Annotated in this window: 20 protein-coding genes; 5 read left to right on the top strand and 15 right to left on the bottom strand. The window is 69.9% G+C overall.

The window, feature by feature from the left end:
• The coding region (locus MTP10_RS39180; protein ID WP_310716637.1) for a toll/interleukin-1 receptor domain-containing protein at nt 1–471 on the bottom strand (471 nt) is incomplete at its 3' end.
• Nucleotides 472–528: 57 nt separating this feature from the next.
• On the opposite strand from MTP10_RS39180, the gene MTP10_RS39185 reads away from it, so the two are divergent.
• Complete coding sequence (locus tag MTP10_RS39185) at nt 529–1701, top strand: SLC13 family permease (protein ID WP_310716638.1); 1173 nt, start codon at nt 529–531, stop codon at nt 1699–1701.
• Here the strand turns inward: MTP10_RS39185 and MTP10_RS39190 are convergent.
• From MTP10_RS39190 to MTP10_RS39215, 6 genes are all read right to left on the bottom strand, one after another.
• Nucleotides 1670–2494, bottom strand: coding sequence for an inositol monophosphatase (locus tag MTP10_RS39190; RefSeq protein WP_310716640.1), 825 nt, complete (start codon nt 2492–2494; stop codon nt 1670–1672). The two genes, MTP10_RS39185 and MTP10_RS39190, sit on opposite strands and share 32 nt — an antisense overlap.
• 9 nt (nt 2495–2503) lie before the next feature.
• Nucleotides 2504–3118 carry a hypothetical protein gene (locus tag MTP10_RS39195; protein ID WP_310716642.1) on the bottom strand — a complete coding sequence of 205 codons (615 nt, stop codon included), beginning with the start codon at nt 3116–3118 and terminating at the stop codon, nt 2504–2506.
• Nucleotides 3119–3125: 7 nt separating this feature from the next.
• Nucleotides 3126–4166 (bottom strand): hypothetical protein, encoded by a 1041-nt coding sequence (locus MTP10_RS39200; protein WP_310716644.1) that lies wholly within the window; start codon nt 4164–4166, stop codon nt 3126–3128.
• A gap of 138 nt (nt 4167–4304) precedes the next feature.
• Nucleotides 4305–5078 carry a sporulation protein gene (locus MTP10_RS39205; protein WP_310716646.1) on the bottom strand — a complete coding sequence of 258 codons (774 nt, stop codon included), beginning with the start codon at nt 5076–5078 and terminating at the stop codon, nt 4305–4307.
• Nucleotides 5079–5118: 40 nt separating this feature from the next.
• Nucleotides 5119–6369 (bottom strand): SPFH domain-containing protein, encoded by a 1251-nt coding sequence (locus MTP10_RS39210; RefSeq protein WP_310716648.1) that lies wholly within the window; start codon nt 6367–6369, stop codon nt 5119–5121.
• Entirely contained in the window at nt 6366–7982 is a 1617-nt protein-coding gene (locus tag MTP10_RS39215; RefSeq protein ID WP_310716650.1) for an SPFH domain-containing protein, read from the bottom strand. Before MTP10_RS39215 ends, MTP10_RS39210 begins: the two co-directional genes overlap by 4 nt.
• Before the next feature lie 180 nt (nt 7983–8162).
• On the opposite strand from MTP10_RS39215, the gene uvrB reads away from it, so the two are divergent.
• The gene (gene uvrB, locus MTP10_RS39220) at nt 8163–10271 is read left to right on the top strand and encodes an excinuclease ABC subunit UvrB (protein WP_310716652.1); all 2109 of its coding nucleotides are present in this window, start codon (nt 8163–8165) and stop codon (nt 10269–10271) included.
• A 66-nt stretch (nt 10272–10337) separates the two neighbouring features.
• Here uvrB and MTP10_RS39225 read toward each other — a convergent pair whose 3' ends face one another.
• Together MTP10_RS39225 and MTP10_RS39230 are read right to left on the bottom strand one after the other, a co-directional pair.
• Complete coding sequence (locus MTP10_RS39225; RefSeq protein ID WP_310716654.1) at nt 10338–11042, bottom strand: hypothetical protein; 705 nt, start codon at nt 11040–11042, stop codon at nt 10338–10340.
• A gap of 417 nt (nt 11043–11459) precedes the next feature.
• The gene (locus tag MTP10_RS39230) at nt 11460–11912 is read right to left on the bottom strand and encodes a DUF6292 family protein (protein ID WP_310716740.1); all 453 of its coding nucleotides are present in this window, start codon (nt 11910–11912) and stop codon (nt 11460–11462) included.
• Between the two features lie 179 nt (nt 11913–12091).
• On the opposite strand from MTP10_RS39230, the gene MTP10_RS39235 reads away from it, so the two are divergent.
• Nucleotides 12092–12304 (top strand): hypothetical protein, encoded by a 213-nt coding sequence (locus tag MTP10_RS39235; protein ID WP_310716655.1) that lies wholly within the window; start codon nt 12092–12094, stop codon nt 12302–12304.
• 382 nt (nt 12305–12686) lie between these two features.
• Here the strand turns inward: MTP10_RS39235 and MTP10_RS39240 are convergent, their stop codons facing one another.
• From MTP10_RS39240 to MTP10_RS39260, 5 genes are all read right to left on the bottom strand, one after another.
• Nucleotides 12687–13613 (bottom strand): SDR family NAD(P)-dependent oxidoreductase, encoded by a 927-nt coding sequence (locus tag MTP10_RS39240; RefSeq protein ID WP_310716657.1) that lies wholly within the window; start codon nt 13611–13613, stop codon nt 12687–12689.
• 563 nt (nt 13614–14176) lie between these two features.
• Entirely contained in the window at nt 14177–15451 is a 1275-nt protein-coding gene (locus tag MTP10_RS39245; protein ID WP_310716659.1) for a serine hydrolase domain-containing protein, read from the bottom strand.
• A gap of 155 nt (nt 15452–15606) precedes the next feature.
• A complete protein-coding gene (locus tag MTP10_RS39250) occupies nt 15607–17163 on the bottom strand; it encodes a serine hydrolase domain-containing protein (protein ID WP_310716660.1) in 1557 nt (518 codons plus the stop codon).
• Nucleotides 17164–17443: 280 nt separating this feature from the next.
• Nucleotides 17444–17824 carry a VOC family protein gene (locus MTP10_RS39255; protein ID WP_310716662.1) on the bottom strand — a complete coding sequence of 127 codons (381 nt, stop codon included), beginning with the start codon at nt 17822–17824 and terminating at the stop codon, nt 17444–17446.
• Between the two features lie 137 nt (nt 17825–17961).
• Entirely contained in the window at nt 17962–18306 is a 345-nt protein-coding gene (locus MTP10_RS39260; protein WP_310716664.1) for a hypothetical protein, read from the bottom strand.
• Nucleotides 18307–18684: 378 nt separating this feature from the next.
• Here MTP10_RS39260 and MTP10_RS39265 point away from each other — a divergent pair, with 378 nt between their 5' ends.
• A complete protein-coding gene (locus MTP10_RS39265; RefSeq protein WP_310716666.1) occupies nt 18685–19569 on the top strand; it encodes a LysR family transcriptional regulator in 885 nt (294 codons plus the stop codon).
• A 62-nt stretch (nt 19570–19631) separates the two neighbouring features.
• Here the strand turns inward: MTP10_RS39265 and MTP10_RS39270 are convergent, their stop codons facing one another.
• The gene (locus tag MTP10_RS39270; protein ID WP_310716667.1) at nt 19632–19778 is read right to left on the bottom strand and encodes a hypothetical protein; all 147 of its coding nucleotides are present in this window, start codon (nt 19776–19778) and stop codon (nt 19632–19634) included.
• 104 nt (nt 19779–19882) lie between these two features.
• Between MTP10_RS39270 and MTP10_RS39275 the strand changes: the two genes are divergently transcribed.
• Nucleotides 19883–22513 (top strand): DUF6493 family protein, encoded by a 2631-nt coding sequence (locus MTP10_RS39275; protein ID WP_310716668.1) that lies wholly within the window; start codon nt 19883–19885, stop codon nt 22511–22513.
• Nucleotides 22514–22541 lie beyond the last annotated feature (28 nt).

The following is a 22541-nucleotide window of genomic DNA, read 5'->3' on the forward strand; positions in this document are numbered from 1 at the left end:
GGCGTTCGCGCCGGTGGGGAAGGCGGGCGGCACGTCGGGCTTGGCCCGGCCGGCCAGCGCCTCGCCGACGCGGCCGAGCAGCCGCGCCCTGGCCTGGCCGGCGTCGTTCACGCCGAGCAGGTCGACCCAGGTGATCGTGGACAGCAGTCCCTCCAGTTGGACGTCCTCCAGCCGGATCGTGACCAGCTTGCGTGAGGGGTCGTCGGGGTCGGCGCGCAGCGCGGCCTGCCACTCCAGGCGCCCGTAGCGGGAGGTGAGGTAGTGGCGCGAGAGCACGGCCACGACGAGCTGCGCCTCGCTGACGCCACGATCCATGAAGTCGATGAAGTTCGTCCCGGGGACGAAGTCCCACGCCTGGATCATGGTCTTGTACCCGGCGGCCTCCAGCTCCCACGCGATCCACGTCGCCCACGCCGTGTCGGCGGGGGAGTAGCTGACGAAGATCTCGGTCGGCCTGCCGTCGCGTGACATCTGCTCAGTATCCCTCGCGGCATCGGCGTTGGGGAGGCGATGTGCGATCATCGTCGGGTGTGGCGGCGTCTGGGCGTGCTCGACTGGATCAGGATCGGCCTCCTGGCGCTCGGTGTGCTGTTCGTGGCGAGCGGGCTGCTCCCGCTGAGCGAGGCCGCCGAGAGCCTGAACGACATCGGGCCGCTGCTGGTGTTCCTGGTGGGGATCATCGTGCTGGCGGAGCTGACCAAGGAGGCCCAGGTCTTCGACGTCATCGCGGCGCGGATGGCGGTGCTGGGACGCGGCAACTACGCCGCCCTTTTCCTCCTCTGTACGGCTTTCGCATCCTTCGTCACGATATTTCTGAATCTTGATACGACTGCGGTGTTGCTCACCCCGGTCATGCTGGCCCTGGCCCCCAAGGCGCGCATCGCCCCCCTGCCCCTGGCCATGACCACGATCTGGCTGGCCAACACCGCGAGCCTGCTGCTGCCGGTCTCCAACCTCACCAACCTGCTCGGCATGCAGAAGATCGGCCTGGACGCCCAGGAGTTCGCCGCCCGCATGTGGGCCCCGCAGATCGCCTCCATCGTCGTGACCATGGCGTTCCTGTGGGTGTTCTACTGGCGGCGCGGCGAGCGCCGCGACCTGCGCTACACGCCGCCGCTGCTGGAGCCGGTCGGCGACCGGGTGCTGTTCGCCGTCGCCTCGGCGGCCTGCGTGCTGTTCATCGTCGCGCTCCTGCTCAAGGTCCAGGTCGGCGTCGCCGCGCCCGCCGCCGCGCTCATCGTCGTGGCCGCCTACGCGCTGCGCGCCCGCAAGCGGCTCACCTGGGGCCTGATCCCGTGGCAGCTCCTCATCTTCGTGACCGGCCTGTTCCTCGTGGTCCCCACCCTCAGCAGGTACGGCCTGGCCGACCTGATGAGCTGGATGCTCGGCACGGGCCACGACCCCTACCGCACGGCCGCCGTCGGCGGCGGGCTCGCCAACACCATCAACAACCTGCCCGCCTACAAGGCCGTCGAGCAGGTCATCCCCTCGGGCGAGCGCGACCAGCTCCTCGCCCTGCTCATCGGCACGAACGTGGCCCCCGTCATCACGCCGTGGGCCTCGCTGGCCACGCTGCTGTGGTTCGAGTCGTGCCGCCGCCACGACGTGCGCGTGCCGATGCGCCGCTTCCTGCTGACCGGCGCGGGCCTCGCCGTCGCCGGCCTCCTCGTCACGGTGTGGGCGCTCGTCCTGACCTCCTGACCACGTCGAGGAGGGCGGGCAGGGCGCGCGGGTGGGCGGCGACGAAGCTGCGGCCCTCCGCCGGGCCGTCGAAACGCTCCTCGAACGGCCCGCCGTCCAGCGCCCGGATCTCGATGCCCGCCTCCCGCGCGATGAGCGCCCCGGCCGGCAGGTCCACCGCCTCCGCCCGGTAGCCGACGAAGCCGTCGATGTCGCCCCTGGCCAGCATCGCCCACTGCAGCAGCGGCGCCCAGAGCTGCAGCATCCTGCGGGCGTGCCCCTCCAGCCCGGCCTTCAGCCCGAGCACGGCCGCGTCGCCGCGGGAGACGGCGTAGCCCTGCGTCCAGGCCAGCAGCGGCCCGTGCGGCGTCGCGTGGTACGGCGGCGCGAGCCGCGCCCCCGACGAGGTGAGCGCGCCCTCGCCCCGCACCGCCGACCAGGTCTGCCCGGCGACCGGGTCGTGGACGACGCCCAGCACCGGCCGTCCGCCCCGGCACAGGGCCACCCCGACCACGTACGCCTGCAGGCCGATCGCCACGTTGTTGGTGCCGTCGAGCGGGTCGACGAGCCACGTCCACTCGCCGTCGCGCGCCCCCAGCAGCCCCGACTCCTCGGCGATCACCGTGTGCGACGGGAACGCGGTCAGGACCCGCTCCAGCAGCAGCTTCTCGGAGGCGAGGTCGAGATCGGTCACCACGTCGCCGGAGCGGCCCTTGGCGCGGACCCCGAGCGCGCCGCCGGCGCCGCTCCGGATGAGCCGCCCGGCGGCCTCGGCGGCCTCGACGGCGACCGCGCGAGCGTGCTGTAGGTCCATCGGCACCCCTCAGGTCAGGTGGGCGGCTATCAGGCGGACGGCGTGGGCCGTCTCCTCCGGGTCGAGCGGCTGCCTGGAGACGTGGTGGCCGAGGCCGGCCAGCGGGCCGAGGGACAGGTCGCGGCTGCCCCGCCTGCCCCGGCCCAGGGCTATCGTGGCCGCCTCGCCGCCCTCCGGCACCACGCTGCTGTGGAAGCGGCCGGCGCGCAGGGTGTAGCTGTCACCGGGGCCGAACACCTCGACCAGGCCCGTCGCGTGGCGCACGGTGCGGCCGGTGGGGCTGATGTGGTCGCCGCCCGGGTCGCTGACCACCTCGAACACCCGGTGGGTGGCGTCGGGCCCGGCGTCGGCCACGTCCACGTGGACGTTGCGGATCTGGCCGTACAGGACGTGGCTGAACAGGTCCCAGCTGTGGCAGTGGATCTGCGAGGTGGTGCTCTCGGCGTGCGCCAGCGCCCCGGACCACAGGTGGACGCACACGCCGTCGCCGCCTGAGCGCTCCAGCGGCAGGCAGACGAACCCGAGCGGGTGGCGCACGGCCCGGACCTCGCCGGACAGCGCCTTCAGCGTCCACTCGCCGGCCCGGCCCCCCGCCAGCTCCCGGTAGACGTCGTCGTGGCTCACCCCCCGCTCACCCCCCGTACGGATTCACGGCGCGCAGCGCCTTGCGGGCGATGTCGACCACGTCGTGCTCGTTGTACGAGCGCGGCAGCGGCACGCCGATGCGCTCGAACAGCTCCTGGACCTCCTCGACCGTCGGCTCGTCGCTGAGCGGCACCTTCTTGTACTTCTCCAGCGGCACCCGGCGCGCCTGCTCGAAGCTCAGCCGCAGCTCGGTGTCGCAGTTCTCGTAGAAGAACGTGCCGGCCAGCGCGGTCATCGCCCGGTTGGGGTCCTCGACGGTCATGATGAGCCGGGTCGCCGACAGGTCCCAGCGGAACGTCGTCATCGTCGCCGACAGGCCCACCCCGATGTCCAGCAGGCCGTAGCGCTGCCGGTGCCAGAACGCGGCCAGGATCGTCGCGTACGACTCCTTCCTGACCCGGTCGGTCGTCCACGTCTCGCCCGTGCCGTCGGGCGTGTCGGACAGCGACCGCCGGTAGTGGGCGTAGGTCTCGCACACCTCGGCGTTGGTCGGGTCGACGATCTCGACGCGCACGGTGAGGTGCCGCTTCACCCGGCGGGCCGCGGCGACGCACCGGGGCAGGGTGACGGCCCGCAGGTAGGTGCCGGTGCCGCCCTTGAAGCTCCACCGGGTGGTGTCCTCGCGCGCCTCGGCGTGGGCCTGGGCGATCTCCTGGCGGCTGCCGAGGACCCGCACGAGCTGGAGCACGTCCAGCGCCTTGCGGGTGCCGGCGACCAGGCCGTCGATCTCGTCCAGCCGGGCCAGCCGGGCCGGGAGCTCGGCGAGCGCGCCGGAGGTGATCGTCTCCTCGACGGGCGCCTGCCGGACGCGGTCGCGCAGCAGCGCGGTGGCCACGAGCGCGAGGATCACCAGCGTGGCCGCGCTGACGAGCTGCTGCTGCACCTCGGCGCCCTTGGGACCGAACACCTCGTCGGGCATGATGCCGAGCACGCCGACGACGATGGCCAGGACGAGGGCGATCGCCCCGTCGGCGTTCTGGGCCGCCCATGGCGCGACCCGGCTCCACGCCGACCTGAACCGTGACATCGCTGGCCCCGCATCCGACGATCGTTCAGTCCCCGAGCGCCATGGTAACGATCGCCCCAGGCCCGTGCCAGCTCGCGGAAGATACGGTCGCCGCGCGCCGGGGGGAGGGGGCCGTGGCGCGGCCCCCTCCGGGACGCCTCAGAACCAGCCGCGGTGGCGGGCCATCTGCTCCAGGCCGTGCTGCAGCGCCTGGTCGGCCGTGCCGGGGCCGGCGTCGTAGCGGACCGTGAAGCGGTTGTAGGCGTCGTGGCCGGAGGTCAGGAACCCGCCCCGCTTGTCGGCCTCCAGGATGACGTCCATCTGCCGCGGCCCCGCGATGAACGTCAGCTCCAGCTCGTTGAAGTACCGCCGCCACTGGCCGCCGGCGTGGTACTCGATCTCCTGGAAGAACGGCATGGTGGAGCCGTACAGCGTGCCCCGCTCCAGGTCGGCCTTCTTGAAGTGGAAGCCCATGCGGTCCAGCGCGCCCAGCAGGTGCTGCTGCGCCGGCAGGGGGTCCACGTACAGCGGGTCGAGGTCGCCCTTGTCCAGCGCGCCCGCCAGCGCCAGCTCGGTCTGCACGCCGAGCCGCATGCCGTGCAGCGGGTGCCCGCCGACGGTGCTGATCGGCGTCTCCCACGGGATCTGGAGCTCGAACGGCTGGCTGTGCTGCGCCCCCGCGGCGAGCTGGAACGCCCCCGCGACCTGCTGGCGCAGGAAGCTGTACGTGGTCTTGTACTCGTTGTCGCCGCTCTCGACCTCGACCACGGCGGTCAGGTCGAGGTGGATGCCCTCGACCTTGTAGTCGGAGCCGCCGCCGCGGAAGTTCACGACGCCGCGCAGCGGGTCACCCGGGCGGACGGTGGTGCCGGACAGCACCGTGTCGACCTCGACGCCCGCGCCGAACGCGGCCATCAGCTTGCGGAACACCATGGGGTCCTTCTCCTATGCGTTCGGTTGCAGCGCCGGCGGATCAGCGCTGGGCGGGGGGAGTGGCGCCGTTGGGGGCGGCCACCTGGCCCGAGATGCGGGGGAGGAACTGGGCCAGCAGCATCGTGGACAGGGCCGAGGCGTCGCCCGAGCCCGGCTGGGTGCGCACCACCAGCGGCTGCGGGGCGCTCTCGGCCAGCTTGGCGCCCACGTCGAGGCGGCGGCGGGCCAGCTCGTACTGGAGCACGGCCCGGTTGTCACGGTAGGACTCGGCCAGCCGGCGCAGCGCCTTGGCCTCGTTCTCGGCGGAGGTCAGCTCGGCCCGGCCGCGCGCCTCGATCTCCCAGCGCACGCGCTGCGCCTCGGTCTCCTGCTCCTCCAGCATGCGGGCCACGTCCTTGCGCGCCGTGTTGTGAGCGGCCTTGACCTCGACGACGCGGGCGTCACGGGTCTTCTTGGAGCGCTCGATCTCCATGAGCAGGGTGTCGATGCGGCGCTTGCGGGTCAGCTCCCACTCCCGCTCGTACGCCGACAGCTCCTTGGCCACCTTCTCCCGGGTGGCCAGGTGCTGCTGGTACTGGTCGGGAAGCTGCACGTCGGGGATGTTCGCGCCGGTCACGCGCACGCCGTACCGGCCGAGCTGGCGGTTGAGCGCCTCCTGCATGTCGCCCACGTCCGAGCCGCGCAGGTCGTACGCGCGCTCGGTCTGGACGCGGCGGCTGCGCTGCCGGATGGCGTCCTGCACGGCACTGGCCAGCACCAGGTCGAAGTTGCCCGCGCCGATGGTCCGCACGAACGCGACCGGGTCCACGATGCGGAACTTGAGGAAGAACTCGATCGACTTCAGCGGCACGTTCTCGGCCGTCGGGCAGGCCACGATGGGCGCCGAGTACGGGATCTCGGTGGAGGTGTCGACCACCGCGTCCACCCGGTCCCACGGCAGCCACAGGTAGTGCCGGCCGGGCGGCAGCGTGCCGGTGATCGCGCCCCAGCGGCTGCGGACGCCCGTCGTGCCCTCCTCGATCTCGATGATCGCCTTGCGCCACATCAGCACGGCCGCGAGCGCCAGCAGGAGCAGCGCGGCCAGCGCGGGCAGGGTCTGGACGTCGGTCACCACCGCCATCCCGGCGAAGTACACCGCCAGGAACACCAGCGTCATCCAGGCGAACCCGCGCCGGTCCCTGGGGATCACCACGGGCACGAGCTGGCCCTGCTCGCCGCCGCGCAGGAGCTGGCGGATGTCGGACCAGGACGCCAGCGACTCCTTGATCTTCGAGAACTCGCGGCCGCTCATCGGACCTCACCCTCCGTCATCACGTCCACCGTCACCGGCGCCACCGCTGAGGCGTCCACGTCGGCCGCCCTGCCGAGCAGCGCGGCGATCTCCGCCTCACGGACGCGCACGCGCTCGCCGATCGCCGACAGCCTGCCCCGGATCGCCGCCATGTCCTCGGCCGAGAACAGCGCCGCGCCCCGGCCCCCGACGAGCTGCTGGGCGAGCTCCAGGAAGTCGATGTCGGTCCGCTCGCCCACCTGCACCACCTGGGGCAGCCGCGACGAGACCGACTCCAGCTTGTCCAGCAGGTCCTGCTGGAAGCGGTAGTCGAGGATCTCCGGCGCCTCGGCGGCGCTCAGCGCCCGGATGTCGAGGGCCTGCGCCTCCAGCAGCGCCGAGTTGGCGTTGGCCGTGGACTCCGCCTCGACCAGCCGCTGCCTGGCCTGGGCCTTGGCCTGGTGGGAGGCGCGTTCGAGGGCGGTGTCCATGCGGGCCTGGTGGGAGGCGCGTTCGAGGGCGGTGTCCATGCGGGCCTGGTAGCCGGCGATCTCCGCCTGGATGGCGCTGAGCGTCTCGTGCAGCCCGGCCAGCTCCTTGACCAGGTCGCCCTCGTTCTGCTCCTTGCGCAGCTGGAGCTCGTACTCGTAGGTGTAGGCCTCCTTGGCGACCCGCACCATCTCGGGCGCCGCGAGGTCCATGCGGTACTCCTGGCTGGACGGCTCGGCGTGCGTGATGTTGACGTCGGTGAGCCGGACGGCCGGCAGGAACTGCTGGTTGAGGCTCTCCAGCATGCCGAGCGTGCTCTCGCCCACCAGGTCGTAGATGTCCTCGGCGCGCTGGGCGTAGATGAGGGAGCGGGTGACCTCGCTGATGGCGTTCTGCAGCTTGGACTGGAAGCCGCTGACCGAGCCGAGCACGAAGATGAACTCGGCCGGGTTCTCGATCCGGAACTGGAGGAACAGGTCGACGCTGGCCTTGACGCCCTGCTGGGTCGGCGCCTCGCGGATGGGGGCGTTGAAGGGGTACTCGCGGGTGGTGTTGACGATGTAGCTGACCCGCTTCCACGGGTTGATCAGGGTCACGCGGCCCGGGTCGGCGATGTGCACGAGCTTGCCGAACTTGGTGATCAGCGCCTTGCAGCCCTCGGGCACCATGACGACGCTGCGGCGCCACCACAGGAACGCCGCCGCCAGCACGAGCACCACCCAGTAGTGGGGGCCGAAGAGCAGCTCGGTCCGGGGGATGACGTTGCCCAGGGCGCCGATCAGGCCGAGCACCACGAGGATGCCCAGCGGCACCACGACCTTGGCGGTGCTGCCCTTGGGGATCACCACCGGCGAGATGACGTGCATGCCGTTCTCGGCGAAGCTGCGGTTGATGATCTCGCCGGCCTCGTTCAACGACGCGGTGCGCGCCTCGATGAGCGTGCCCACCGACGCGCCGCCGTCACGGGCGGCGGCGAAGTCGTGCGGGTTGAGGGCGAATCCGGGTGCCTGGCCGCCGGCCTGACCCGCCTGGCTCATCAGCTGGCCCGCCACCTGACCGGCCGCCTGCCTGAAGTCGCCTCCCTGCATGACGGCCTGGGCGACGCCCTGGCCCGCTTGGACGAGCGCCTCTCTGGGTCGTGACATAGCACCTTCCTTTTCCGCTACAGGCGGTTTCGACCGTATCGGGTGGGACTTGCTGTTCGCTTGCAGTGCGATCTCACAGGTCTGTTGCGATATCGCGCCGCCGAAGTGCGAGCGCGGCGTCGTCCGCCGCGAGCCCCACCGGCGGGCGGTTCTGTCGGTGGCGCGACCTACAGTGGCAGCATGCGACCGGTCACTGATTTGCAGCGGAAGGTGGCGCCCTTCGAGGTCGTCACCGAGATGACTCCTTCCGGCGACCAGCCGGCGGCCATCGCCGAGCTGGAGCGCCGCGTCAAGGCCGGGGCCAAGGACAACGTCCTGCTGGGCGCCACGGGCACGGGCAAGACCGCCACCATCGCGTGGCTGATCGAGCGGCTGCAGCGCCCCGCGCTCATCATGCAGCCCAACAAGACGCTCGCCGCCCAGTTCGCCAACGAGCTGCGCGAGATGCTGCCCAACAACGCCGTCGAGTACTTCGTCTCGTACTACGACTACTACCAGCCCGAGGCGTACGTCCCGCAGAGCGACACCTACATCGAGAAGGACTCCTCGATCAACGACGAGGTCGAGCGGCTGCGCCACTCGGCGACCAACTCGTTGCTCACGCGCCGTGACACGATCGTGGTCGCCTCCGTGTCGTGCATCTACGGCCTGGGCACGCCGCAGGAGTACGTCGACCGCATGACCCGGCTGCGCGTCGGCATGGACATCGACCGCGACCGGCTGCTGCGCCGCCTCGTCGACATGCAGTACACCCGCAACGACCTGGCCTTCACCCGGGGCACGTTCCGGGTGCGCGGCGACACGATCGAGATCATCCCGAAGTACGAGGAGCTCGCCGTCCGCATCGAGATGTTCGGCGACGAGATCGAGAAGCTGTCCACCATGCACCCGCTGACCGGCGAGGTCATCACGGAGGACGAGGAGCTCTACATCTTCCCCGCCTCCCACTACGTGGCCGGCGAGGAGCGGATGTCGGCGGCCGTGCGCGGCATCGAGGCGGAGCTGGCCGACCGGCTCGCCGAGCTGGAGCGCCAGGGCAAGCTGCTGGAGGCGCAGCGGCTGCGCATGCGCACCACGTACGACATCGAGATGATGCGCCAGATCGGCACCTGCTCCGGCATCGAGAACTACTCGCGCCACATGGACGGCCGCGAGCCGGGCAGCGCCCCCAACACCCTGCTCGACTACTTCCCCGAGGACTTCCTGCTCGTCCTCGACGAGTCGCACCAGACGGTGCCGCAGATCGGCGCCATGTACGAGGGCGACGCCTCCCGCAAGCGCACCCTGGTCGACCACGGCTTCCGCCTGCCGTCGGCGATGGACAACCGGCCGCTGAAGTGGGAGGAGTTCCTGGAGCGCATCGGGCAGAGCGTCTACCTGTCGGCCACGCCCGGCTCCTACGAGCTGGGCCGCGTCAAGGGCGACGTCGTCGAGCAGGTCATCCGGCCGACCGGCCTGGTCGACCCCGAGGTGGTCGTCAAGCCCACCAAGGGGCAGATCGACGACCTGGTCCACGAGATCCGCGAGCGGGCCGAGCGCGACGAGCGCGTCCTGGTCACCACCCTGACCAAGAAGATGTCCGAGGACCTCACCGACTACCTCCTGGAGCTCGGCATCCGGGTGCGCTACCTGCACAGCGAGGTCGACACGCTGCGCCGCATCGAGCTGCTGCGCGAGCTGCGCGTCGGCGAGTACGACGTGCTGGTCGGCATCAACCTGCTGCGCGAGGGCCTCGACCTGCCCGAGGTGTCGCTGGTGGCCATCCTCGACGCCGACAAGGAGGGCTTCCTGCGCTCGGAGACCTCCCTCATCCAGACCATCGGCCGCGCCGCCCGTAACGTCTCGGGCCAGGTCCACATGTACGCGGACAAGATCACGCCGTCGATGGAGCGGGCCATCGACGAGACCAACCGGCGCCGGGCCAAGCAGATCGCCTACAACGAGGCCAACGGCATCGACCCGCAGCCGCTGCGCAAGAAGATCGCCGACATCCTCGACTCGCTGCAGCGCGAGGACGCCGACACCGACCGCCTGCTCGGCGGCGGCCGTCAGCAGTCGCGCGGCAAGGCGCCGGTGCCCGGCTTCGCCGCCAGGCAGGCCGGCCAGCACGCCAAGGCCATCGCGGGCGAGATGCCGCGGGCGCAGATGGAGACGCTCATCGAGTCGCTGACGGAGCAGATGCACCAGGCGGCGGCGGACCTGCAGTTCGAGGTCGCGGCCCGGCTCCGCGACGAGATCAAGGAGCTCAAGCGCGAACTACGCGACATGAAGGAGGCCGGCGTCAGGTAGCGGGATCACGGCGGAGGCGTCCGGAGCCGCGCCCCGGCGGCCGGCTCCAGCTCGAACGTGGTGAGGCTAGACGCCCGAGCGGGCTCGGGTGGGGCGCAGCCGGCGGCCGAGCCCGGCGAGCCATCGCCGGGGGAGCGCCAGCGTCAGGACGGCGAGTGCGACGTGCGCCGCGATGAAGGCGTAGGCCTCGTTCCGCGTCGCGGGATGTCCCAGCCGGACCGTCATGTGGTGCGCCCAGTCCCAGACCTCGGGGATCCCGTTCAGCCGCCGGTTCATGACGACCGCCACCAGGTCCTCCAGGCCCGACATCTGGAGGATCGTCATGGCTGCGCCGATCCGCAGCACCCCCTCCCGCGAGCCGCCGCCGACCCGGTAGGACAGCACCAGGCCGACGATGAGGAACGGTACGAACACCACCACATGCAGGTAAAGGTCCTCGAACACCGCCGACCCGTCCACCATGTCCAGCGCGGTCATGAACGTCTTGGGCACGAAGTAGCAGAGGAAGCCCAGGAAGATCGCCGGCAGCGTCACCAGGTGCAGCCGCAGCCACCGCGCCCACGCGACGTCCAGCCACGCGACGGCGACGCAGGCGGCGATCTGGGGGGTCAGCTTGACCAGGAGCATCCAGGCCGAGGTGATCTCCCGCTCGTAGGGGATGACGAACCTGACCATGACGGCCAGCGCCGCCGCCAGGGCTCCCATGAGCAGCGCCGCCCCGTTGTCTCGCCAGAACGGGGTGGACGGGCGCGTGGTCGGAGAGGACAGCATGGGTTCCCTGTCAGTGCGTCGAGACGGTGAAGGCCGAGGATGGATGCCGGCAGGAGGGGGCCGGGACGGTGAGTGCCAGGAGGTCGCTCCCGGCAGGGACGCGGCATCCGAATGCCGGTGAGCGTCGTCGTGATGCCGGCCTCGGCGGGACGTCGTCCATGATGGCCGGGTTCTCCCGAACCAGGCGCAGAATGAGGGCGCGGATGGAGCGGACCGCGGATGGGCGCCCGGGCCGAGATGGTGACGCACTGTAGCGATCACGTACGCCAGACGACTGAGACTTCCTCCACTTCACGCCGACTTCGGTGAGACATTCACCGCTCGCCCGCCAGAACTGTGAGACTCCGACGCCGCCACAGATGTCGTGTCTCGTTGGGCTTGAGGCATATCGAGGAAACTCACCGTGGTGCGCCGGAATCACTTGGGCGCCTCGCCGCGGTAGGCAGCCAGGGCGGCTTCGAAGTCCGAATTGTGCTTGATGGCCATGCGGTACTTGCGGCGGGGACCGATGCCCAAACACTCCTTCCCGGCCAGAACCGAGTTGACGAGCCGTGCCACCCTGGCCGGTTCAGGCAACACACCCAGCTCGAGGTCGTAGTAGGTGTAGGCGAAACCCCGCACGGCACCGGGCTCGTTGACGTCGAGCAACGCCCACCCGTGCTCCTCGTCCCATTCGAGGCTCATCTCAACGGAGTTCTCGAAGTCCGGGATGTGCCAGTAGCAGTCCAGGAGCGAGATCGTCAGGGCACGCTTTAACTTGCCCGGCCCCCCGGCCGGTGCGGCGCCACTGTTCTCGATGCCCGCCGCCGTCAGCGCATTCGCTACAGCCCAGCCGTAATGGATGGCGTCGGCGCGTTCCCGCTTGGCTATGCCCCGGTCCTTTCAACGCCGATGCTGCTCCTCGGACAGGTGAGACAAACGGTCGGATGCCTCATGATCGACGAGACTACCGCAAGTCAAGTGAGACGGGACAACAGACGGCGGGCACGCCAACTCGATGAGACAGAGCCACGAATGACGCCAACTCTGGTGAGACCGCGCCAAGTCCCATGAGCTCGGACACCATCCGCGACGAGCATGCCGGCACCTTCGCCCAGCGCCTCACCCATCTCCGGGAACGGCATCAGGGCAAGCCCAGCGTCATCAAGCAGCTCAACGACGGGGGCCTCATGGCCGAGTGGCCGGCGATTTCTCAGGCCTGGGAAATGGCAGCGGGCGACATTCTTCGACATTTCGAAAGCAGACAATGTATGACACCGTGACGCAATGAGGCACGATTCGATGGCTTTTAATCCGTAGGTTCCGGGTTCGAGCCCTGGGCGCCCTACCACTCCCACCTGTGGTTTCCGATCTGGGCAAGATCTCGGTTCTTGATCTGGGTCATGCTTGGGTCACCTCTGGGACCACCGGATTCTTCGGATGTTTCAGGCGGTCGTGTGCACCGTCGTCAGTACCGGCCGGGCCGTTGCCTCCGGCGTCTCGGGGTACGACTCCGGCAGCACGGACGTGTTGGTGTCGCGGTCAGCACAATGCCGACGTGCCCGAGTCGCCCCTGAACGGTACGCAGATCCACGTGCGCGGCCGGCGCAGTCGAGGCAGCTCCATGGCGGAGGTCGTGAAGGCACATGGTGGTGTCGGCGATGTTCATTGAAACGCGTTGACGCCGGTGAGCTCTGCCGACAGTCTCCACAAGCGCCTGGTCTGTCCGGGGTCGACCCCCATGCCGTCGCCGAAGGGTTCGGCGATGTCGCAGTCCTCGCAGTGGACGCCGCCCTTACCGGCCAACTGCGGTGAGGTCGCAGCCCATACCTGCGTCGCCGCGCCCTGCGCAGGCGTCTTGAAGTCGTCGTTCACCTGCTTGCCGGCCGCATCGATCCAGCCGGCGTCGATCATCTCCTCCTTGGTGAGGTGGCGTTGCAGCGGAGTGAGGATGTACCCCGGATGCACCGAGAACGCCCGGACTCCGGCGTCCCGACCGAGCACGTCGAGCTCCGCGGCGAACAGCACGTTCGCCGTCTTCGCCTGTGTGTATGCCTGCCATTTGTCGTAGCCATGCTGGAAGTGCACGTCGTCCCAGCGCACTCCTGAGACCAGGTCGAAGCCGGAGGCCACGACGACAACGCGGGCCGCCCCGCCACGGGCGATCGCCGGCCAGAGCAGGTTGACAAGCGCGTAGTGGCCAAGGTGGTTGATCGCGAACTGCGCCTCCCATCCGGGGCCGACCCGTGTCTCGGGACAGGCCATGATTCCGGCATTATTGATCACGATGTCGATCTCCCGCCCGGACGTAAGGAACCGATCGGCGAATCCGCGGACACTGCCAAGGTCGGCCAGGTCCACCTCGTCGACCTCGATGCCCTCGACCGCCTCCCGAGCGGCCGTCCTGCGCCGGGCCGGAACGATGACGTGGGCTCCGGCGCGGGCGAGCGCGCGGCTGGTCTCCAGCCCGAGGCCCGAGTAGCCCCCGGTGACAATGGCGAGCTTGCCGGAGAGATCGATCCCGCGCAGAACGTCGTTCGCGGTACTCCGGGCGCCGAATCCCGATCCAAGCTTGTGCTGAGGCGTTGCCATGATCCGGAAGCTAGATGCTAGACCTTTGTCTAGGTCAACGGCGTACGGTCGGCTCCATGGCCGGCAGCACATCAGAACTGAGCATCGGGCAGGTCGCGGAGCGCACCGAGCCGTTCGCCTCTCCTGGTGGCTGGAGCTCGCGCCGCGATGCGAAGCCTCCACATGGCCATGACCTGGGGGATGTGATTATCGGCAGGCGCAGAGCCCCGGCGCATCGAGCCGCTCTTCCAACCTCCTGCCCGCGAACAAGAACCTCGGCACCACCCCCATCGCCAACGCCCTCGGCGTGCCGCTCGCCTGGCCTGACGAGATCCGCCGTGACTCGCCCAACTGACGGCGGCGGCCTCGTCGTGGCGGGCCGCCACGACGAGGCCGGGCAGGACGCCGCGGCCGGTCGTCAGCTTGTGAGGATGACGAACTGCTGGGTCGCGCGTGTCATCGCGACGTACCGGTCGGCCGCTCCTTCGACGCCCTCGCCGAAGGAGCCGGGGTACGAGGACGGAGCTCGGGTCCGAGACAGGCGTCCACCCTCACGACGTACGGGCCGCGGTGCTCGGCGCTGTCTACTGAGACTGCTTGGCCTCCTCAGCCGCCCCGGCCGGCCCGCCGCAGAACACCTTCTTGACGAGCCCGTCCACCAGCTTCTGGAAGTCCTTCGCCGGGCCCCTGGTGGCCTCGTCCACCCAGGTCACCGAGGCGGTCAAGGTCTTGCTGCCGTCGGGTGAGCTGTACATCAGCGCCCCGTAGCCGTGCGGAGGGCTGCCGTTGTGCTGGTAGACAGTGCCGCAGTTCGGGCCCAGGTCCTGCACGAACAGCCCGAAGCCGTAGTTGTACTTCCCGTACGGCTTGCGCATCTCGGCCAGCAGCGGGGCCGGCAGGAGCCTGCCGCCCATCAGCGCGGAGATGAACGTGTGCAGGTCCTGGGTGGTCGAGATCAGGTCGCCTGCGCCGGCCAGCAGGGAGAGGTTCTGGCGACTGATGTCGACCACCTTCTGCTGGCCGGCGTCCTGGTAGCGGTAATAGCCGTGGGCGTGCGGCCCGGGGAGCTCGGTCCGGTTGCCCGGCACCACGGTGTCCCGCAGCTGCAGCGGCCGCAGGATCCGCCGCTGCAGCTCTTCGGCGTACGAGCGGCCGGTGACCTTCTCGATCAGCAGCAGGGCCAGCGTGTAGTTGGTGTTGGCGTAGCTCTGGTCCGTCCCGGGCTCGAAGCGCGCCGGCTTGGACAACGCGAACCGGACCAGCTCCTCCGGCGTGTAGGAGTGGAACCGGTTGTCCAGCCACTCGTCGCCGGTGGCGGGGAGCCCCGGCACGTATGTCCCGTCGTCGTAGGCCTCGCCGCCTGCGTAGTTGAACAGCCCGCTGGTGTGCTGCAGCAGCATCCGCACCGTGATCCGCTGGTCCAGCCCGAGCTTCGGCAGGTAGCCGGCCACCGGGGCGTCCAGCCCGATCTTGCCCGCGGCCACCAGTTGCAGCACCAGGGTCGCGGTGAAGGTCTTGGTGACGCTGCCCGCCCAGAACCGCCCATTCGTCGGCGGCTTGGCGGTCTGGCCCAGCTTGCGCACACCAGCGCTGCCGACCCACTCGCCCCGCTGATCGTGCACGCGCAGTTGTGCCCCAAGGAAACCGGCATCGACGAACGCCTGCATGGCATTCTGCAGCTCCGGCCGGTCCTGCCCGGCAGCGGCCTTCGGCACGGCCACGCCGCTGTGCGCAGCGGCTGTTCCGGCGCTGGCCGTCCCGGCCAGCAGTGCGGCCGCCAGCGCCGTGACCGCCACGCGCCGAAAGACCATGCCACGCGGCCGGGTCACCGTGACCGCTGGTGGGGATTGCTTGTTCATGTTCCTCGTCTCTGATGTCGCGCTCGGGCGAACAGCTCGCCGAGCATTGCGGGTCAAGCGGAATGTGTGGGATCGGGATGGGAGGCCCGGGTGTCGTTGCCTTTCAGCTCGCCTACCGGCACGTCCCAGGTCCAGCCAACGGTGCTCGTCGGCATCTATGCGGCGGGCTCGGCCGCGTCGGCCGGCCCGCTCTGCCCGCCGCCGAACACCTCCTGGACGAGCCTCTGCGTCGCCTCCTGGAACGCCGCTGCCATGGAGAGCGCGGCGTCATCGACGTAGTTGAGCGCGGCGGTGAGGGTCTTGCCGCCGTCGGGGGTGCTGTACATCAGCCCCGCGTGGCCGGTGATGCCGCCGTTATGCGTGATGACGGTGCCGCCGCCCGGCACATCCTGCACGAACACCCCCAGGCCATAGCCCGCCTTCGATTCCGGCGTGCACATCTCGGCCAGCAGCTCGGCAGGCAGCAGCCTGCCACCGACCAGCGCGGAGATGAATGTGGCCAGGTCGGCGGTGGTCGAGATCATGTCACCGCCGGTGGAGATCCAGGACGGGTTCTGGCGGGTGAGGTCGACCACTCTCTCCTGGCCGTCCTCCTCGTACCGGTAGTAGGCGTGGGCATGCGGCTCGGGCACGTCCGTCGAGGTATCCGGCACCACTGTCCCCGACAGCCCGAGCGGCCCCAGGATCAGCCGCTGCATCTCCTCGCCCAGCGAGCGGCCGGTGACCTTCTCGACCAGCAGCCTGGCCAGCACGTAGTTGGTGTTGGCGTAGCTCCAGTCGGTGCCCGGCTCGAACCGCGCCGGCTTGGACAACGCCAGCCGCACCAGCTCCTCCGGCCGGTAGGTGCGGAACCGGCCCTCCACCCACTCCCGGCCCTGAAAGACGACCCCCGGCACGTACTCGGGGTAGTAGTCGCCGGTGAAGTTGAACACCCCGCTGCTGTGCTGCAACAGCATCCGCACCGTGATTCGCCGGTCCAGCCCGAACTCAGGCAGATAATCGGCCACCACATCGTCCAGCTCGAACCGACCCTCGGCCACCAGCTGCAGCACCACGGTCGCGGTGAAGGTCTTGGTGTTGCTGCCGATCCGGAAGTGCCCGTCCGTCGGCGGCTTTTCGGTCCCGCCGAGCTCGCCCACCCCGGCGCTGCCGACCCACTCGCCCCGATGGTCGTGCACGCGCAACGTCACCCCGACGAAACCGGAATCGACCATCTCCTGGATGAGCTTCTGGAGCTTCGGGCGCTCGTGTACGGCAGCGGCCGGCGGCACGGCCACACCGGTGTCCAGGGCGGCCGCCCCTGGCGTGGCCGGAGCGGCGTCGAGAGCCTCGGTGATCTTGCGGGCCATCTCCGCCATGGTGGGGCTGGGCTCGCCCTTCTGGGGCTGGGTGGCCGCTTCGACGGCGACGATGACGGTGCGGCGGAAGTTGTCGGCCTCTTCGGGAGCCTGTTCCTTGAGCAGGCTCATGGCTGCCGTCAGGGCCGGCAGGACTTGGTCGGCCAGCGCGGCGGTGGACTTGCCGTTCAGGCCCTTGGGTGCCTTGGTGAGCACGTGCCCGACCAGGCCGGTCGCGGAGGTCAGGGCGATTGAGCCTTCGGTGGCGGCCTTGTGGGGAGAGCCGGCGGCACCAGCGGCGGTCATCAGCGAGACGGCCCCCCACGCGGCGGTGCGCAAGGTGAACTTGTCTTGTTCGGTAAGGGTGACGGACATGACTGCATGCTCCTTTGAACCAATGAGAAGGATTCACTCCGGGGGACCGAGGTGGAATGCGGTCCTGGTGGTGCCCGGGTGTCTGGATTGCCAAGTCAGTCGCCCGAGGAGGTCGCATCAGGCGTTGCGGCCGCAACGCTGATCCGCTCATGGCGTCAACCATCGCCGGCCGCGCTGATGCCGGGCCGTCGCCGTACTGACGCGGCCGCTGACAGGACACGCATGCCTCGGCAACGATGCCGGTGACGGTCAACGACGCGATCTGGTCGGTCAGTCGGAATCAGCCCGTGATCGGGGAAATCCACTCGACGAGCTGGATCGCCACGCCGTTGGGGTCAGTGAGTTGCATCAGCAGCTCACCCCACGGCTCCCGCCGGAGCGGGATGGTGATGGGGGCGCCTTCACCGCGCAGCCGCTCGTACTCGGCGGCCAGACCGGTGACGGTGAACACCACGATCACCTCCGCCAGTCCCTGTCCCGGTTGCCGCCGCTCCAGGTCGCGCTCCACCAGCACCAGGTCGACGGCGGCGTCGTCACGGCCCAGCGCGATGAACTCCTCACCGGCCAGGGTTTCGCGGAAGCCGAGATGGCTGGTGAAGAACCGGCTGGAAGCGGCCGGGTCGGCGACGATCAGGGATACGGTGGAAGAGACGATGATCACGCCACAGCACCAGAGAAGTACGTTTCCCGATTTACCTCCCGACGGGCGTGTTCTTTGGATGGATCAAGCATCACGCCGGGCAGTGCTGCACATCAACGGCGACTATCGCAACGGTCGTTAACCCACGGTTGACGGCCTCAGCCGGGCAGTGCTCCCAGCTCACGCACCACGCGGGCGAGGGCGAGGGCCAGACGATCGTCGTCGGGACGAACCAGGGCAGCGCGATGGCCGGGACCCGCGTGCCGGTCAGCGACACCGTCATGGCCGCGAGCGGGCCGGCCATCGGGCGTAAGGACCCGCGCGGCGGTAGCGGGAGAGAATCCGGCGGTGCCGAGCCTGCGCAGGTGGTAGCCGGCCATGCCTGAATTCACTCCCAGGCGCTCGGTCTGGTCGGATGTGCCTGACCTGCAATGCTGTACGGCGCTGAAGTCGTCCGGACGGTGCCGCGTAAGGCGAGACGGCGGGAGTTCGGCGAGCGTCATGGTGGGTTCCTCGTTGCTGGTGGAGGCGATGGAGCGCCGTTCCTGGTCGCCTGCGCCGACGGTGCTGAGGTCTCGCCCAGGAGCTCACGCGGTACGAGGCCGACCTGCAGCTCGGGACGCTGCGCCGGGCCTGTGCGTGAGGCTGCAAGGCCGAAGGGCGGAGCTGGTAGAGCGTCCATCCTTGCCGGTGCGGGTCGAGCTGGGCCGTGGCGGTCTTGAACAGGTACTCGGCGCGCGGTTAGGACAGCCGACCGCGTCTGGTGACGGGGTCGATGGCGCCGCCGCGTCATACTCGCGGTGAATACTCCAATGACCCGACATGTCATACTGCGCACCGAATGAACGATCTCGATGGCGGGATCGACGGAGAGGCGTCGTGTGGAGCTGCGCGATATTGAGATCTTTCTGACCCTCGCCGAGGAACTGCACTTCGGCCGCACGGCAGAGCGGCTCCACGTCTCCGTTGCGGCGGTCAGCAAGGCGATCAAGAAGCAGGAACGCAGTATCGGAACGGAGTTGTTCGCCCGCAACAGCCGCGCCGTCATGCTCACGCCCGCCGGCCACCGGCTCCGCGATGACCTGCGCCCGGTCTACCAGGGGCTTCACGAAATCCTGGGACGGGCCAGGTCGGCCGCGCGGAAGAAGACCGACGTGCTGCGGCTGGGCATGCTCAGCACCAACACCACCGAGCTCCATCCCATGTTCGACTCGTTCACGGTCCGGCAGCCCACCTGCGAGATCCAGCTCCGCTATGTCAGCTTCAGCGATCCCTTCGGCCCCCTGCGCGCCGGGGAGATCGACGTTCTGCTCGCCTGGCTCCCGGTCGAGGAGCGCGACCTCACCGTGGGGTCGATCGTCGCCACCGAACCCCCCGTGCTGGCCGCGTCGGCCGGCCATCGGCTGGCCGAGCGGCCCTGGGTGTGTTACGAGGATCTGGGGGACGAGATCGTCATGGGCGGTGCTAATCCCGGCTATTGGCGCGAAGCGCTCGTCCCCACCCGGACTCCAAGTGGACGTCCCATCCGGATCGGCCCGATCGTCTCCAGCGGAGAGGAGATGCTCCCCATCCTGGCCGCCGGCGAGGCTGTCTCACCCGTCTACGGTCACTCCACACGCTACTACGCGCGGCCCGACCTGGCCCATGTGCCCATTCGCGATGCGCCACCGCTGCGCTGGGCGCTCATCTGGAGCACCGCATCGGAGAACGACCTCATTCGTGCCTTCGCCCAGGCCGCTCGCGATGTCGGCCAACTGACGTTCTAGCGCCTGTGAACACACCGGTCGCAAGTCGAAGGCCGGTTCCATGGCCGCCATGCTGCTGCCGGTCAAGGTCGCCATGGGTGCGCCAGCCAGATGTGCAGGGTGGAGGCGTAGTTACCATCGATCACCCATGGGGGCCCGGCGACGAGCTTCTCCTGGATGGCGGCGAAATTCCAGTCGGCGTCGTAGTGGACGGCGTCGAGATGGGTCATGGGGGCGCCGATGAGAGCGGCGAGCCGGCGTCCCATGCCCGATTGTCGGTGCGGATCCCTAGGCTGCGGTCCATGATCGACACCGTGTTGCGCGAGGCACCCGCATGAACGCCGTCCAGGAGCTGCTCGACCGCATTGAGACAGGCTCGGTCGCGGACCTCGTCACCTACCTGAACGGTCTCGGCGACGACGACAAGCGCATGGTCGCCCGGCACCTGCCCGCTCATCTCGGCGAACGCCGGCGCTCCGGGTTCGAGGCCGAACAGCGGATACGCGAGCTGGCCCTGCTCTACCGTCTCGCCGGAGCGGCCTGCCTGGGCGGGGCCGGGCAGGTGGCGGACTGGCTCAACCGGCGTGAGCTGAGCTGGGTGGAGCCGGAGGCCAACGCCGCACACGTCATGTCCGTGCTGAGCGACCGTCCGGAGGAGTGGCGGCGCGACCTGGCCGTACGCCTGGTCCAGCGGCTGCGGCCGACCACCGGTTCGACGTGGCGGCGCATACAGGCGCTGGGGAACTGGGATCTGGCCGCGGCGCTGGTGATCGAGACGGGCGCGGAGCCGCCGGAGAACGACGCGTTCGTGTCCGGGTGGGTGTTGCGGAAGGCCGAGCGGCAGCGGGTGAACCCGAACCAGGTGCTCGGCGACGATCGGCTGCTCGATCACATGCTGCCGCGCCTGTTCCAGGTCCAGGGCGTGGCGGACGGGCTGATGTGGGACCGGGGCTGGGGGGAGGGCCCCACCCTCCTCGGGCAGCTCGTCGCGATGGCCGGGGCGGGCCGCATACCGCGTCAGGTGCTGCTCGACGGTTGCGTGAGCCGGTTCCTGGCCGGAGCCGACGCGGCCGAGGCGGCCCCCTTCGTCATGCTGTGGCGGGAGCTGGAGCCGGAGGTGGCCGAGATCCCGGTGGCCGACTTCGTGCGGGTGCTGCCGTCGGCGTCCTCGCCCGTCGTGCAGCTCGCGCTGGAGGAGTTGCACAGAGCGGAGCCGGCGCTAGATGGGGAGCTGTTCGCCGAGGCGGTCCTGGCACTGGCGTACCGGCCGGAGAAGAAGTACATGGCGGCCGCGGTGAAGTGGATCGCCGCCGCGTCGCCGTCCAGGGGCGCCCTCGCGGTGGCCGCGCTCGCGCCCGTCTTCCATGTGGACACGCCCGGCCTGCGCGAACGCGCGGTGCGTGTCGCCGTCAAGCTCGCCCCGCACACCGCTGAGCCCGGCAGGGAGGCGATCCGCGAGGCGGCCACCTGGCTTCCTTCCGACCTGCGCGAACAGGTCGCCGCCGCTTTCGGCGCGGTGGAGGAGATCCAGCCGGAGCCCATGGGCGCCGCCACGTTGACCGCGACGCCGCCGCCCGCCCTGGCCCCGCCCATTTCCTCGGTCGAGGAGCTGGCCGCCGAGCTGGCCGAACCGCTCTGGCCGGAGGTGCCCGCGCGGTTCGAGCGCATCCTCGACGCTCTGGTCAGGCTCACCCACCAGGACCGCGACGCCGTCGTGGCGGGGTTGCAGTCCTGGTGGCGGACGAACTGGCGGCATCCGTTCGACGCGCACACGTACGTGTACGGCATTTCCGGCTTCGACGAGGACATCCGTTCCCTGCTGATGCGTTGTGCGCTGGCCGTCGTCTCGCCCGACGACAGCCGCGCGCTGACCGCGGCGCTGAACGAGAGGAGCCGCCGCTGGCCCAGCTCCGAACCCGCCCCCCAGCGATTCGTCCAGCGGCGTTTCCGCGAGGTCATGTCCCTGTTCGAACGGGGCGAGTCGGTCCCTGTGCTGCTGGCCACTCCGACCTCGCCCACCGGGCACGTCGACGCCGCGACCCTGGTCACGCGCATGGAGGAACTGGGCGACACCGAGCCGCTGGAGTCCGACTTCCTGCAGGCGCTGCTGCGGTTGCCGCGCCCCATCGATCCCGGTCTGGTGGCGCGGGCGCGGAAACTTCCGTCACAGGCGGGCCGGCGGCTGGCTGCCTGCCTGCACGACGGCGGGTTGCCCGAGCCCGTCGTGACGTGGGAGCTGCTGGCCTTCGACCGCCCGGCGCACTACCCGAAGCCACTGCAGGAGGCCCATGCCGGCCTCACACCGCCCGAGGGAGTCCCGGAGCAGCTCGCCGAACTGTGGACCCTGAGCCCCAAGCCCGGCTATCCGCTGTTCTCCCGGCACATGGTGTGGTGGCCGCCCAGCATGCCGTCCCACCGTGAGGCTGTCGCGGCCCACGTCCTGGCGTGCCTGCCGTGGGTCATGGACAGCACTGACGGCCAGGTCGAGGTCGTGGCCGCCCTGGCGCACGCCGGCGGGCCCGCGGGCATCGCGACCGCCAGCACGATCGTCATCGGCATGGGGCATCGGCTCCCGGCCCAGCGGGCGCTCGCCGCCGATGCGATCACCACCCTGGCCGCGTACGGTGAGCTGCCGGCGGCCGACCTCGGCCGGGCTGTGGGCCATCTGGTCCGAGGCGAGCAGGTCAGGCTCAATCGGGTCACCGGCGTGCTCGACGAGGTCACGTCGGCCGGGGCGCACGCCGGGGTGTGGGCCGCCCTGGCGGCGGCGATCCCGCTGCTGCTGCCCGGGCCCGGTGAGAAGGCCAAAGCCGGGCTGGGGGAGCTGCTCAAGGTCGCCGTGCGAGCGGCGGAAGCGACCGGGGCGCGGAGCGACATGCCGGGCTTGGCGGACATGGCCGCGCGCAAAGGCTCAAGCCAGCTGCTCCACCAGGCACGGCGCCTGTATGAGGTGATCGCGACATGATCATCTGTCGGAATGTCGCCAGTGACCC

Origin of the sequence: Nonomuraea sp. 3-1Str (assembly GCF_031570565.1) — a bacterium.
Classification (GTDB): Bacteria; Actinomycetota; Actinomycetes; order Streptosporangiales; family Streptosporangiaceae; genus Nonomuraea.